The sequence below is a fragment of the Propioniciclava tarda genome (genome assembly GCF_900182665.1).
In the GTDB taxonomy this organism is placed as follows: domain Bacteria; phylum Actinomycetota; class Actinomycetes; order Propionibacteriales; family Propionibacteriaceae; genus Propioniciclava; species Propioniciclava tarda.
The window spans coordinates 1-14127 of sequence record NZ_FXTL01000019.1; the positions used below are offsets into that span (position 1 = coordinate 1).

Here is a 14127-nt window from a genome sequence, read left to right on the forward strand (position 1 = left end):
CTGACTCACCCTCGCCGCTCGACAGCCGCGACGGCGACCCACCCGCCACCCACGACCAACCCGCCGTCAGATAGACGCCTTGTTCAGCAGGCTCCTAGCCAACGACCAGAGCGAGAATCCCGGCGAGATGTCGGTGTCGCGGGTGATCAACGGGCTCACGCGCAACGGCGTCAAGGTCGTTCACCAGGGCAATGCGCTCGTCCACGTCTCGGGCCACGCCTGCGCCGGCGAGCTGCTGTACGTCAACAACATCGTCAAGCCGCGCACCGTGATGCCCGTCCACGGCGAGCCGAGACCGAGCAGGCCCTCGATGCCCAGGGTGAGCCCCGACAGGCCTTGATCGCCCGGACCGCCGTCAGCACACCCGGCATGGCCCGGCGTCGTCTCGGTCGATCCATTCGACGTCACCGCCCCCGGCTTCGGTCCGGTGTGGGCCTGGAACACCTCGGCGTGCGCAGGCTGGCCGACCGGCAGCCGCGCTGACCTCGGCCCCTTCAACACCAGGCCCGCGCGACCGCTCCTGGTGATCGGCAACACCCACGATCCGGCGACCCCCCTGTCGGGAGCCCGAGCGCTGGCGTCCCTCTCGCCAGGTGCGCGCCTGCTCACCGTGGACGCCTTCGGCCACGTCGGCCTGGGCCGCAGCGGCGGCGTCCAGCGGATCGCCGCCAGATTCCTCATCGACGGCGTCCTGCCCGCTGAGGGCGCCAGCTGCTCGGCTGACAAACAGCCCTTCGGGTAACCCGACCTCCTCGGTTAGGGTTCCAGACGTGACTTCGAACCTCGGCTGGTGGACCGACGCGGTCGTGTACCAGATCTACCCGCGCTCCTTCTGCGACGGCAACGGCGATGGCGTCGGCGACGTTCCCGGTATGGTCTCCAAGCTCGATTACCTGGCCGAGCTGGGGGTGGACGCCGTCTGGGTCAGCCCCTGGTATCCGTCACCGATGGCCGACGGCGGCTACGACGTCAGCGACTACTGCAACATCCATCCCGACTTCGGCACGTTGGCCGATGCGGACGCCTTCATCGCGGGCGCCCACGCCCGCGGCATCAAGGTGCTGATCGACCTGGTGCCGAACCACACCTCGAGCGCGCACCCGTGGTTCGCCGCCGCGCTCATGTCGGCACCGGGCTCGCCCGAGCGCGCGCGCTACCACTTCCGCGACGGCCTCGGCCCGGACGGGAGCCTGCCGCCGACCAACTGGGGCTCGCTGTTCGGCGGCCCCGCCTGGACCCGCATCACGGAGACCGACGGACGCCCCGGCCAGTGGTACCTGCACATGTTCGACACCACGCAGCCGGACGTGAACTGGACCAATCCCGACGTCAACGACATGTTCGACGATGTGCTGCGGTTCTGGTTCGACCGCGGCATCGACGGGTTCCGCATTGACGTCGCCGACTCGCTGCACAAGGACATGGCCTTCCCCGACACCGCCCTGGCGCCCAACGGCTTCGGCACCTGCATGCCGTCGAACGGTCACCCGATGTGGGACCAGCCCGCCCTCGCCGATGTCCAGCGCCGCTGGCGGGCGATCGCCGACTCCTACGGCGACCGCGTGTTCGTCTCCGAGGCCAACTGCCCCGGACGCCTCGCGTTCCTGACCCCGGACCGCCTGCACACGACCTTCACGTTCGACAGCGTGTTCTGCGAGTGGGACGCCACCTCGCAACGCCACATGATCGACCACAACCTCCGCCTCCACGACGACATCGGGGCGGGCACGACGTGGGTCATGGGCAACCACGACCAGACTCGTCCAGTGACGCGGTACGGCAAGCGGATCACCGGCTGGCCCTTCCCCGAGTCGGGGGTGACGCCCGAGTCGCAGAAGGTGTGGGCCGAGTACCTGTTCCCGTGGCCGACCGACGTCGAGACCGGACGCCGCCGCGCTCGAGCCATCGTCCTGCTCTACCTCGCCCTGCCGGGCGGCATGTACATCTACCAGGGTGAGGAACTGGGCCTCGACGAGTCCGAGAACCTGCCGATCGCCAGCCTGCAGGACCCGTCCTTCTTCAAGACCAACGGACGCACGCGGGGGCGCGACGGGTGTCGCGTCCCGCTGCCGTGGTCCGGTCAGGTTGCGCCGTTCGGTTTCAGCCCCCGTCCGGACGCCGAGCCGTGGCTCCCCCAGCCCGCCGCGTGGGCGAGCCTGACCGCCGAGGCCGAGGAGCCCGACCCGAACTCCACGCTCAACCTGTACCGCGAGGCCCTGCGCCTGCGGCGCGAGACGGACGCCCTGGGCGCCGGCTCGTTGTCCTGGTCGGACGCGGGCGACGGCGTTCTGGCCTTCACCCGCGATCCGGGCTTCGGCTGCCTCACGACCTTTGGTGGACCAACGACGCTGCCTGACGGCGCTGACGTGCTGCTGGCGTCCCAGCCGGTCGCCGCCGACGGCACGGTGCCCGCCGAGACGACCGTCTGGTACCGCCTGCCCTAGCCGTCCCGCCGGCGGACGGCGTCCAACAGGGGCTCGGCCGGGCACTCGTGCCCGGTCATCAGCCGCAGCTGGACGCGCGCCTGGGCCACGAGCATGTCCAGCCCATCGAGCAGTACGACCCCGCGGTCGGCGGCCGGGCCGGCGAAGGCGCTGGTCCCGTGGCCGTACTGGGCGTCCAGGACGTAGCCGGTGTTCGCCACGAGCGCGGCCGCCAGGTCGGCGTCCAGGGCGACGGGGAGGACCGACACGACCACGTCGCTGCGCACTCCGGGGTCGCCCCAGCCGCGCACGTCCAGCGGCAGGCCCAGCCGACCGGCGACGTCGCCCAGGCTGGCCAGTGCCCGACCGGCGTCCCGAGCCACGACGACCACGCGCTCGACGCCCAACGCGGCGAACGCGGCCAGGGCGGATCGGGCCGTCGCCCCGGCGCCCACCAGGACGGCCGTCCTCGCCGACTCCAGGCCGGCGGTGCGCAGCGGGTCCAGCACCCCGTCGACGTCGGTGTTCTCGACGCGCGACGGCTCGTCCGGCGTGCCGAACAGGAACGTGTTGGCCGACCGCAGCAGTGCTGCGCGCTCGCTGACGACCCCAAAGTCCAGCAGCGCGCGCTTGAGCGGCATCGTGCACGACAGGCCCACCCACTCGGGTCCGCAGCCCGCGATGAACGCCCCCAGACCGTCCTCGGCGACCTCGAACGCGTCGTAGCGCCAGCCCGTCAGCCCCAGCACCCGGTAAGCGGTGTTGTGGATGAGTGGCGAGAGTGAGTGGGCGATGGGTGAGCCGAGGACCGCGCAGCGATGGTTGGTCATGGGCGAACCCTGGGTGCCCAAGCCGGCCATCAGTCGACCGCCCACCGCGTCGCGGCGTCCCGGACGGCGTCGGGAACGGGGGTCGGACGCCCCGAGGCGTCCGCATGCACCAGGACCGCCGTGCTGCGGGCGATGACCGCGCCGTCGGCGAGGGGGTCGACGATCTCGTGGGCGAAGGTGATCGAGGAGCGGCCGACCTTCGCGAAGGCCGTCCGGACGAGATACGGCTCCAGCCGGTGCTCCAGCTGGGCGACGTAGCGCATGTCTTGGCGGACGATCATCAGCATGGACGCCGACCCGACGGCGAGGGCGTCCGTGATCAGGCCCCGATTGAGGGCGACGCGGGCCTCTCCCACGTAGGCAAAGAAGCGGACGTTGTTGACGTGCCCGTAGGAGTCGAGATCCGACCAGCGCACCGGGAAAGCGTGCTCGTGCGCGGACGCCCCCACTCGATAGCTGTCCAGGCGGGGCAGGTCGTCCAGCGGCTCGGCCACCTCGTCGAACCAGACCCGCTCCGCGTCCGAGATGCGCCGCGGCCGCTGGGCCTCGAAGTCGAACAGGCAGATCTGAGTGCGCGCGCGGGCGACCGGCGTAGCCCCCTGACGCAGCTCGTAGGCGTACCGATAGGACGCCGCCCGCACGTCCCCGAGGCGCAGCGAGACCCGCAGCGGTTCGTGGCTGAACTCGATGGGCGCCAGGTACTCGACCTGATGGCCCACGACCACGAGGCCACGGCCGAGGAGGCGTCCGTTCGGCCCCGGCAGCAGGGCCCCGACCCGCGCCTCTTGCAGGTAGTCGACGACGAGCGCGTTGTTGACGTGACCCTGGGCGTCCAGATCGACCCAGCGGATCGGGACGTCGACCTCGAACGTCGCCATTTACTCCGCTTCGGTCTCGTACAACGAGTCGACCACGTCGGCGTACTGCTTGGTGATGATCGAGCGCCGGACCTTCATGGAGGGCGTCGTCGTGCCTTCATCGACGCTGAACTCGTGGTCGAGGATGGCGTACTTCTTCACGCTCTCCCACGCCTCCAGCTTGCTGTTGGCCCGCTTGAGGAAGCGGTCGATGGAGGCGCGAATCTCCGGCAGCTGGCTCAGCTCGGCGTACGACAGGTCGGTCTTCTTGTGGTTTCTCGCCCACTTCTCGAGGTTGACCGGATCCAGGGTGATGAGGGCCGAGACGTACTTGCGTCCGTCGCCGATGGCGACGACCTGGGACACGTAGGGGATGTTCGCGGCCAGGGCATTCTCGACCTTCTGCGGCGCGACATACTTGCCGCCCGAGGTCTTCATCAGGTCTTTCTTGCGGTCGGTGATCGTCAGGTAGCCGTCCCGATCAAGCTGCCCGATGTCGCCGGTGTGTAGCCAGCCGTCCACGAGCACCTCAGCGGTGAGCTCGGGCTCCTTGTGGTAGCCGCGCATGACGCCGGGGCCCTTGATCAGGATCTCGCCGTCCTCGGCGATCTTGACCGTCGTCCCGGGGATCGCCGGCCCGACCGTGCCGAAGCGCGGCGTGTCCGGATGATTCACGCAGGCGACCGCGCTCGTCTCGGTCATGCCGTAGCCCTCGACGATCAGGATTCCCGCCGAGTAGAACCACTCCTGGACCTGCGAGCTGAGCTTCGCCGAGCCCGACACGAGGAAGTCGATGTTGCCGCCCAGCCGGGCCTGCAGCTTCGAGAAGACCAGCTTGTTCGCGAGCTTGTAGGAAGCGCTGAGACCCGCGGGCATGCGCTTGCCCGACAGGCGGTACGGACGCGCCTTGTAGCCCACCGAGAACGCCCACCGGGAGATGCGCCACTTCAGGGTGCCCTTCGGGGACGCCGTCATGACCGCGTTGCGGACCTTCTCGAAGATGCGTGGGACGCCGCACATGAAGTCGGGATTGGTGACCCCCAGGCCGTTGACGATCTGGTCCTGGCGGCCGTCCACCGCGGTGGCGAAGCCGATCGACAGCTGGGCGCAGATGAGCACCTTGCCGAAGACGTGCGACAGCGGCAGCCACAGGTACTGCAGGCTGCCGGGCTTGATCAGCTTCATCGCGTTCAGCACTTCGCCCTCGTAGACCCACGATCCGTGGGTGAGCTCGACGCCCTTGGGCAGGCCGGTCGTGCCGGAGGTGTAGATCAGGGTGGCGAGGGAGCTGGGCGCGGTCGCGTCCGTGGCGGCCTGGACGCAGGCGGGCTCCTTGGCGAGCTTCTCTCGTCCGGCGGACAGCAGCCCGTCCCAGGTGATGACGCGGGGATCGGTCGAGTAGCCGTCGATCAGGATCACCGTCTCGACCTGCTTGGCCAGCGTCGGGTTGGCGGTCAGCTTTGCCAACTGCGTCGCATTCTCGGCCACGAAGAACCGGCTGTCGGAGTGGGTGACGATGTGGGCGAAGTCGTCCGGACCCGTGTTCGGGTAGATCGTCGTCGTGGCGCCGCCGGCGCTGTTGATCGCCAGGTCGAGCAGCATCCACTCGATGCGGGTCGTGGACGCGATGGCGACGCGGCCCTCGGGTTTCAGGCCCAGGCTCAGCAGGCCGGCCGCGATGACGTCGACCTGCTCCTTGGCCTGCCCCCAGGTCAGGTTGGCCCAGCCCTTGCCCTCGGGGTACTTGAAGGCGAGCTCCTTGGAGCTCGCGGCGACACGCCGATTGAACAGTGCCCCCACCGAACGCGGCGCCTGCGCCATCACAGCTGCAACGTCGATCATGATTCCTCCATCGCCCCTAGCGGTTGGCGCCACAGTCTAGGGGTTGGGCCACGAAGAGCCAGGGATAGCGGCCCCACACCGCTACGTTATTGAACGGTCAATCTTTTGCTAGAGTTTCCGTTCATGGGGACACGTCCGAGCGCACCCTGGCTGACTGACCAACAGCAGGATGTTTGGCGCGCATTTCTCGCTGCGATCGCGGTCATCGACGACCACCTGGACGCCGCACTGCGGCCCTACGACCTCGACCTCGGCGAGTACGAGATCATGGTCAAGCTGTCCGAGGCCGAAGAACGCCGCTTGCGCATGTCGGAGCTGGCTCAGGCTGTCCGGCAATCGCGGTCGCGGCTGACCCACACGGTGGCTCGCATGGAGAAGAAGGGCCTCGTCGAGCGCACGTCCTGCCCGGAGGACCGCCGCGGGGTCATCGCCGTCCTGACGCCGAAGGGCTTCGCGCTGCTCGAACAGGCCGCCCCCGTACACGTCCAGTCGGTGCGCGACTGCTTCGTGGACGCCGTCTCCCCTCGCGATTTCGAGGCCCTCGGACGCGCGATGCACTCCGTCCTGCAGGTGGCAGACTGACGCGGGTGAGCCCGACCAAGACCGCCGCAGCAAGCCCGGACGCCCTCGGCGGGCTGAACCGGCGGCTCGCCTCGGCGGGCCTGAGTGAGGCCGACGACTCCACCCTTGTCCGCGCGCTGTACTCCTCGGACGCCTCCATCTACCGCATCCCTCCGCTCGCGGTCGCCCATCCCCGCAGCGCCGACGAGCTCGCCGCGATCGTGGACGCCGCCCGGCGCGCGGGCGTCCCACTGACGGCCCGCGGGGCGGGGACGTCCTGCGCCGGCAACGCGATCGGGCCCGGTCTCGTCGTCGACACGGCCCGCCACCTGCGGACGATCCACGCCATCGATGCCGACGCCCGGGTCGCCGTGATCGACCCCGGGGTGGTCCAGGCCGACCTCACAGCCGCCGCGCTCCCCCACGGCCTGCGCTACGGGCCCGACCCGTCCACGGCCAACCGCTGCACCGTCGGGGGCATGATCGGCAACAACGCCTGTGGGCCCCGCGCGCTCGGCTACGGCCGCGCGTCCGACAACGTCGTGGCCCTCGACGTCATCACGGGCACGGGCGAGCGGCTGAATCTCGACTCGAGGACGGACTCGTCGCTGTCCGACTCACCGACGATCCGCAGCCTCGCGGCCCTGGTGGACGCCAACGCCGACCTGATCCGGCGCGAGTTCGGGCACTTCTCGCGCCAGGTCTCCGGGATGAGCCTGGAGTGGCTGCTGCCCGAGAACGGCTTCGACGTCGCCAAGTTCTTCGCCGGCACTGAGGGCACGCTGGGCGTCATCACGCGCGCGACCGTCCGCCTCGTCGCCGATGCCCCGCACAAGACGATGCTCGCCCTGGGCTACCCGACGATGCCGGACGCCGCCGACGCGATGCCGACGATCCTGCCGTTCTCCCCGACGGCGGTGGAGGGCATGGATCGGCGCATCGTCGAGGTCGTCCGCCGCAAGCTGGGCGAGTCCGCCGTGCCCGACCTGCCCCGCGGCGAAGGCTGGGTGTTCGTCGAGTTGGCCGACGACGATCCCGGACGCCTCTCCGAGCGGGCGGACGCGCTGCTGGCGGCGTCCGGCTGCCTGGACGGACGCGTCGTGACCGACCCGGAGATCACCAAGGCGCTGTGGCAGATCCGCTCCGACGGCGCCGGCCTCGCCGGCGTCAGCCTGGACGCCCCGGCGTACGCCGGCTGGGAGGACGCCGCCGTGCCGCCGGCCCGTCTCGGCGACTACCTGCGCGACTTCGACGCCCTGCTCGTCGAGCACGGCCTCCACGGCCTGCCGTACGGCCACTTCGGCGACGGCTGCGTCCACTGCCGGATCGACTTCCCGCTGACGTCGCCCGGCGGCGCGGACGCCTATCGCGCGTTCATCCTGGACGCCGCCCGCCTGGCCGCCTCCTACGGCGGATCGATGTCCGGCGAGCACGGCGACGGACGCGCGCGCTCCGAGCTGCTACCGCTCATGTACTCCCCCGAGGCCATCGCCCTGTTCGCCCAGATCAAGGCGATCTTCGATCCCGGCAACCTGCTCAACCCCGGCGTCCTGGTCGACCCCGCCCCCCTGGACGCCGACCTGCGCGCCCCCGCCGCCAGCCGGACCGCGCTGTGGGCGTCCGATCGGCAGTTCGCCGAGGACGTGCACCGGTGCACCGGCGTCGGCAAGTGCGTGGCGAGCGAGCGGGCCGGTGACGTGATGTGCCCGTCGTTCCAGGCGACGCGCAACGAGAAGGACTCGACCCGCGGCCGTGCCCGCGTCCTGCAGGAGATGATCAACGGCACGCTCGTCACGGACGGCTGGCGGTCGAGGGAGGTGCACGAGGCCCTGGATCTCTGCCTGTCCTGCAAGGGCTGCTCGCGCGACTGCCCCACCGGCACCGACATGGCGGCGTACAAGTCGCACGTCCTGCACCGCGCGTTCGCCGGACGCCTGCGCCCCCGCAGCCACTACGCGCTCGGCTGGCTGCCGCGCTGGGGACGGCTGGTGTCGTCCGTTCCAGGGCTGCCGTGGCTGTCGAACCTGGTGCTGCAGAGCCCACTGTCCGGCCTGGTGAAGCGGGTCGCCGGGCTCGACCCCGCGCGCGCCGGGATGCCGCGGTTCGCGTCCGGCTCGAACATCGCCCGGGCCCGACGTGGGCTCGCGTCCGGGGTGAGCGGCAAGCCCGTGCTGGTGTGGGTCGACTCGTTCAGCGACGCGTTCGAGTCGGACGCCGTGGCGGCCACGATCGCGGTGCTCCTGGATGCTGGCTATTCCCCCAGCATTCAACAACGCAAGGCGTGCTGCGGCCTGACGTGGATCTCGACCGGTCAGCTCGACGGGGCCGTCCGCGAGCTGCGCAACGCCGTCGAGGTGCTGCATCCGTACGTGGCCGCCGGCATCCCGATCGTCGGGACCGAGCCGAGTTGCCTGTCGGTGTGGCGCTCGGACGCCCTCGACCTGGTCGACGACCCGCGCGTCCGGGAGGTCGCGCGCGGCACCTTCACGCTCGCCGAGCTGCTGGTCCGCGACCCCGACTTCGCCATGCCCAGCCTCGCCGGGCATACGATCGTCGCCCAGCCGCACTGCCATCAAGCGTCCGTCATCGGCTGGGACGCCGACGCGGCGCTGCTGAGGCGCTCGGGGGCGTCCGTTGTGAAGGTGGGCGGCTGCTGCGGGCTGGCCGGGAACTTCGGCATGGAGCACGGGCACTATGAGACGTCCGTCGCGGTGGCCGAGAACGAGCTGCTGCCGGCGATCCGCGCGGCCGGACCCGATGCCATCCTGCTCGCCGACGGCTTCAGCTGCCGCACCCAGATCCACGATCTGGCCCGACGCGAGGCGATGACGCTCGCCGAGCTGATCGTGACGCACACGACGGTGTCGGCATGACAGTGCACGCGGACGCCGTCGCAACCCTGACCTCGTGGACCGCACCGGCGGCGTCCCAGGCCGGGCTGCGGGAGGCCTTCTTGGGCTTCCTCGCGGCGCGTCCGGACGCCTGCGAGCGCACCTGTGCACCCGGGCACCTGACGGCGTCCGCGATGGTCTTCAGCCACGAGCTGGACGCCGTGGCGTTGGTCCTGCACCGCATCGTGAAGGTCTGGATCCAACCAGGCGGACACCTGGAGGCGTCCGACTCCTCGCTGGCCTCCGCAGCGGCGCGTGAGGTGGCCGAGGAGCTCGGGCTGGAGATCGATCTCGACCCGGTGCCGGTCTCCCTCGATTGCCACCCGATCACCTGCCGCGGCTATCGGACGCCGACGCGCCACTTCGACGTCCGCTTCGTCGCGCGCGCCCACGCGGGCGCGGAGCTGACGTGCTCAGCAGAGTCGCACGACGTCTCCTGGTGGCCACTCAGTGCCCTACCTCCGCTCTTCGACGAGGTGCGCGAGCTGATCGAGCTGGGCCACCAGCGCCTCTCCGCCCAAACCTGACGATGCCCCCCGCTCGGTGGAGCGGGGGGCATCGCACGTGCGTCGGCGATCAGCCCTGGGTCAGGCCTTCCAGATCGGACGCCGGGATCGTCGAGGCCGCGGACGGCGCCGTGATCTTGACGTCGTTCGCCATCTCGACCACGAGGGCCATCTTGAAGTCGGTCGCGGCGAGCTTGGCGAGCTCCGGCTGGGCCGGATCAGCCTTCGGCCACGTCCGCATGATGTCGGCGACGTCGATGACCGCCTTCGAGACCTTGCCGTCGGTCAGGGTGTAGGTGACGTCGAGGTTCGCACCGTCGTTGATCTTGGCGATGGACTCGTCAGCACGGGCATCCGTCAGTTGGTCGTTGGGATCCATGGCCGCCATGGCCTTGATGAGCTTCTTGGCGTCGGTCACCGACTTGTAGGTCTTGTCGTCGACCTTGGTGATCTCGGAGGCGTCCATGAACGCGGCCGTCGCCTTGGCGGCGTCGATCGACGGCGCGGCCGACGGGGCGGCGCTCGCCATCTGCAGCTTGGCCTTCTCGATGAGCGCGTTGACGGCGGTCTTGTCGAGGGCGACCCACTTGCCGCCCACCACGTCGTTGATCCACGGCATCGACGCAGCGGCCGAGCTGGCAAGCATCTTCACCTGGGCAGCGGTGAACAGCCCGGTGGCCTGCCCGATGCCCTCGACGTCGGCATGCAGGAAGGCCTCACCCTTCACCCACATGATCTCGATCGGCTTGGAGTCGACGGCCAGCGACATCGCCATGTCGAGCTTCTGCGGATCCTTCTCGGTGTTGAGGTCGGCACCGTTGGAGTGCATGGAGACCTTCATCACCGTCTTGGGAATGATGGACGTCGCGACGTCGATGATCGACTGGGTCTGGGCGTCCACGGCCGAACTGCTCGTGGCCGTCATCACCTTCTTCAGATCGTCAGCGGTCGTGTCGATCTTCATGGAGTAGGACAGGTCCTTGCCCTGGGCCGTCTTGGTGGCGGCATCGCTGAGGGCCTGCTTAGGGGTCACGGGGGCAGCGCAACCGGTGAACAACAGTGCGGCCGCAACCGCGGGGATCAAGAGCTTTCGCACGAGGCATTCCTTCTCTGGCAGCCGGTGGGGTGTCATGCAGGAGCCAGTGTCTCACCTGTGTGGCGTCGCAGGGGTGCGCGGATCACAGTTCGGGCGTCGATCTCGGCGTTCAGTGTCGCCGGTTCCACACCTCGCCCCCGCCGACCCAGACCCGTCTCACATCGCTGCTGCCGCCCAGGGCGAAGACCTTCGATACGGCGTCGCCCTCGTCGGCCGCGTTGCGGAGCGCGATGTCCAAGGTCGTGCCTTCCACCGGGCTCAGCCACACTGCGTCGAACTGTTGCCCGACGGAGAGGTCGCCGGCGTCGGAGAGCCCCAGCGCGGACGCTCCGGCCTTGGTGGCGAGCCACAGCAGCGGGGCGGCGTTGAGCCGGAGGCCCTCGGCACCCATCAACAGCTGCATGAAGGCTGCTTGCAGTCCCTCGCGGAGGAGACTGAATGACACGCCTGCGCCGACGTCCGTCCCGAGCGCGAAGCGAACGCCCGCCTCGACGTGACGCCGCAGCGGGAACATGCCCGAGCCCAGCGCCGAGTTGCTGCACGGGCAGTGCGCCACTGCGCTCCCCCGGGACGCCAGCACGGCCAGTTCGGCGTCCGTCGGGTGCACGTTGTGGGCAAGAACGGATCGCTGGTCCAGCAGGCCGTGCCGGTCGTAGGTGCCCACGTAGTCGGTGCCGAACTGCGCCTCGACCTGGCGGATCTCGGCGACGTTCTCGTTGACGTGGGAGGTGAACAGCGAGCCTGGCACGGCCGCCCGGGTCTCGGCGCAAGCGGCCAACAGTGCGTCTGAGCACGACAGCGAGAACCGGGGCGTGACGGCGTAGCGCAGGCGTCCACGGCCGTGCCACCGCTCGGCGAGGCCCAGTGCGTCCGCGAGGGACCGCTCGGCCGTCGTGAGCAGCGGCTCGGGTAGGACGCCGTCGCTGACGACCAGTCCGCTGGCGATGCGCAGTCCGGATGCCTCCGCCGCCGCAAACAACTGATCGACCGCCCCAGGAAAGTGCGAGCCGAAGACCAGGGCCGACGTGGTGCCGGCCCGGACCAGGGAGCCGACGAACTCCAGCGCGATCTCGGCGGCGTAGTCGTCGTCGGCCAGGCGCATCTCCTCGGGGAGGGCGCGCTTGTCCAGCCACTCGAGCAGCGGACGCCCCAGGGCGCCGATGACCCGGAGTTGGGGGTAATGAACGTGGGTGTCGACGAAGCCCGGCACGACCAGCCCGCCGGTCAACTCGACCCGAGGTTCGTCGGGGAAATCGGCCACCGTGACGTCCCAGGGGCCACGAGCGACGATCACGCCGTCGCGGACGACGATTGCCCCCTCGGTCAGCGTGCGAAGCGCCCCGCCCGCAAAGGGGTCGTCCGGGCAGTCGACGAACGTGCCTCGATAGATCGTCACGTCCCAGTCCTTTCCGCGGGGCGTCGCCCCGCGACGGTCGCGGGGGCATCCGTCGTTGGACGCCACCGCGCGATGTCATCGACCACACCGTCTCGGCAGTCTACCGAGACGCCGGTCAGCTCAATGGCCGACCACCACCTCGCCGTCCGCCACGACCTTTCGTCCCTGCACCCAGACCGCCCGGATGTTCGCCGGCGTCGCCAGGGTGATGATCCGCTGCAGGATGCGCTCCGGCTCATCGTCGTCGAAGATCGGCAGCGGCCGATGGCCAACGACGTCGATCAACTGGGCGTCCCAGGCGTAGCCCTCGGCCAGCCGACCGATCGGCAGGCTCAGGCTACGGCCGCCGCCCGCGGTGGCGAGGGCGAAGGCCTGCTCGAACGTCACGCGACTGTCCGGGACGCCGCGGGCCGCGGGCGGCTGGGCGGCGTCCACGCCGGATTCCAGCATCCGCGAACTCGTGACGGTCTGCCGGATGGCCGACCACAGCGACGGGTCGAAGCCGCCCGAGATGTCGGTGCCCAGGCCGACATCGACCCCGGCTCGGGCGTAGCGACGGACCGGGGCGACGGCGTCCCCGAAGAAGGCGTTCGACAGGGGGCAGTGGGCGACCGCCGTCCCCGTGGACGCGAACAGCGCCACATCGTCGTCGTCCAGGTGGACGCAGTGGGCCAGCACCGACCGCTCCCCCAGCAGCCCGAAGCCGTCGAGGGCGGCGGAGTCGCTGCGGCCGGTCCGCTCGCGGACGTGGGAAGACTCCCAGTCGCTCTCGGCACAATGGGACTGCACGTGGACGCCCAAGTCGCGGGCCAAGGCACCGAGCCCAGCCAGGGCCTCGTCGGTGCAGCTCGGGATGAAGCGCGGGGTGATCACCGGGTACACCTCGGCCCCGGTCGCCGCGCGCAACTCCTGGACCCGCCGGATGAACCATCCGGTGTCGGCGACCGCGGCGGAGGCGTCCGCGTCTTTGTAGAAGTCGGGGTTGTCGGGCCCGTCCATGACGACCTTGCCCACCAGCCCCCGTTGGCCCGCCGCCGCGCAGGCCAAGACGAGTTCGAGGCTGGAGGTGGGGTGCACTGTCGCGAAATAGAGGGCGGTCGTCGTGCCACGTGCCAGCAGCTCGGCCACGAGGCTCGCGTAGACGCGCCGGGCGAAGTCCACGTCGGCGAACCGAGCCTCTAGCGGGAACGTGTGCTGGCGCAGCCAGTCGGCCAGGGGCAGGTCCAGCGCCGTCCCGGCCTGCGCCCACTGGGGCGCGTGGACGTGCAGGTCAACGAAGCCGGGGAGCCAATACTGGCCGGGCTGCGTAGACACCGCCTCGGCATCGCCGACGGCCTCCGCCGCGGCGGGGTCGTCCGCGGGCAGAACGGCGGTGATGAAGCCGTCCTCGACGACGAAGAGATGATCGACCAACGCCTGGACGCGATCGTCGGCATCGCAGCTGAACGCCGTGCCGCGGAACACCGTCCGATCAGGCATCCATGGCTCCCTCCGGCGAGCGCGCCGCCACCAGCGACGACACTGCGCGACGGTCAGACGATAACGTCGCCAATGCGTCGCTATTGCACTGGAAACAAAAGTCGCAAGTACTTTTCGACTTCTATTTGCAAATGCCCGCGGTGCACCGAAAAGCTCCTCGACAATGGCGCTCCAACGCCCGCCCTCGGCGCCCGTTCGCCGCCGGGCCGGACCTCCCGGCGTAGTCAAGACGCGAATGACGGACGC

At 70.0% G+C, this 14127-nt stretch carries 11 protein-coding genes and 1 pseudogene; 6 read left to right on the plus strand and 6 right to left on the minus strand.

Features of this window, described 5'->3' with window-relative positions:
- Positions 1-118: 118 nt before the first annotated feature.
- The 3 genes and pseudogenes from FN821_RS12225 to FN821_RS12235 form a co-directional block, all read left to right on the plus strand.
- Positions 119-295: pseudogene (locus FN821_RS12225) on the plus strand (MBL fold metallo-hydrolase RNA specificity domain-containing protein); the annotation flags it as partial.
- Positions 296-427: 132 nt separating this feature from the next.
- Entirely contained in the window at positions 428-742 is a 315-nt protein-coding gene (locus FN821_RS12230) for an alpha/beta hydrolase (protein WP_131171706.1), read from the plus strand.
- A 28-nt stretch (positions 743-770) separates the two neighbouring features.
- Positions 771-2444, plus strand: a complete 1674-nt coding sequence (locus tag FN821_RS12235; RefSeq protein WP_241660119.1) for a glycoside hydrolase family 13 protein — start codon at positions 771-773, stop codon at positions 2442-2444.
- Here FN821_RS12235 and FN821_RS12240 read toward each other — a convergent pair.
- From FN821_RS12240 to FN821_RS12250, 3 genes are read right to left on the minus strand one after another with little or no spacing between them, the layout of a single operon-like run.
- Positions 2441-3253, minus strand: a complete 813-nt coding sequence (locus FN821_RS12240; RefSeq protein ID WP_165489268.1) for a shikimate dehydrogenase family protein — start codon at positions 3251-3253, stop codon at positions 2441-2443. The two genes, FN821_RS12235 and FN821_RS12240, sit on opposite strands and share 4 nt — an antisense overlap.
- Positions 3254-3282: 29 nt before the next feature.
- A complete protein-coding gene (locus tag FN821_RS12245) occupies positions 3283-4131 on the minus strand; it encodes an acyl-CoA thioesterase (protein ID WP_131171704.1) in 849 nt (282 codons plus the stop codon).
- Complete coding sequence (locus FN821_RS12250) at positions 4132-5952, minus strand: AMP-dependent synthetase/ligase (protein WP_165489267.1); 1821 nt, start codon at positions 5950-5952, stop codon at positions 4132-4134. It lies immediately after the preceding gene.
- A 123-nt stretch (positions 5953-6075) separates the two neighbouring features.
- Between FN821_RS12250 and FN821_RS12255 the strand changes: the two genes are divergently transcribed.
- Genes FN821_RS12255 through FN821_RS12265 form a run of 3 tightly spaced genes read left to right on the plus strand, consistent with a single transcriptional unit; the run spans position 6076 to position 9931 of the window.
- Positions 6076-6534 (plus strand): MarR family winged helix-turn-helix transcriptional regulator, encoded by a 459-nt coding sequence (locus FN821_RS12255; RefSeq protein ID WP_131171703.1) that lies wholly within the window; start codon positions 6076-6078, stop codon positions 6532-6534.
- 5 nt (positions 6535-6539) lie between these two features.
- Complete coding sequence (locus FN821_RS12260; RefSeq protein ID WP_131171702.1) at positions 6540-9386, plus strand: FAD-binding and (Fe-S)-binding domain-containing protein; 2847 nt, start codon at positions 6540-6542, stop codon at positions 9384-9386.
- Complete coding sequence (locus FN821_RS12265) at positions 9383-9931, plus strand: NUDIX hydrolase (RefSeq protein ID WP_131171701.1); 549 nt, start codon at positions 9383-9385, stop codon at positions 9929-9931. The genes FN821_RS12260 and FN821_RS12265 overlap by 4 nt, the downstream gene beginning before the upstream one ends.
- Positions 9932-9980: 49 nt before the next feature.
- Here FN821_RS12265 and FN821_RS12270 read toward each other — a convergent pair whose 3' ends face one another.
- The 3 genes from FN821_RS12270 to guaD all read right to left on the minus strand — a co-directional run bounded on the left by FN821_RS12270 (position 9981) and on the right by guaD (position 13881).
- Positions 9981-11006, minus strand: coding sequence for a hypothetical protein (locus tag FN821_RS12270; RefSeq protein ID WP_131171700.1), 1026 nt, complete (start codon positions 11004-11006; stop codon positions 9981-9983).
- 109 nt (positions 11007-11115) lie between these two features.
- Complete coding sequence (locus tag FN821_RS12275; RefSeq protein ID WP_131171699.1) at positions 11116-12402, minus strand: guanine deaminase; 1287 nt, start codon at positions 12400-12402, stop codon at positions 11116-11118.
- 120 nt (positions 12403-12522) lie between these two features.
- Positions 12523-13881: a guanine deaminase gene (gene guaD, locus FN821_RS12280; protein ID WP_131171698.1), complete on the minus strand. Its 1359-nt coding sequence runs from the start codon at positions 13879-13881 to the stop codon at positions 12523-12525.
- Between the last annotated feature and the right edge of the window lie 246 nt (positions 13882-14127).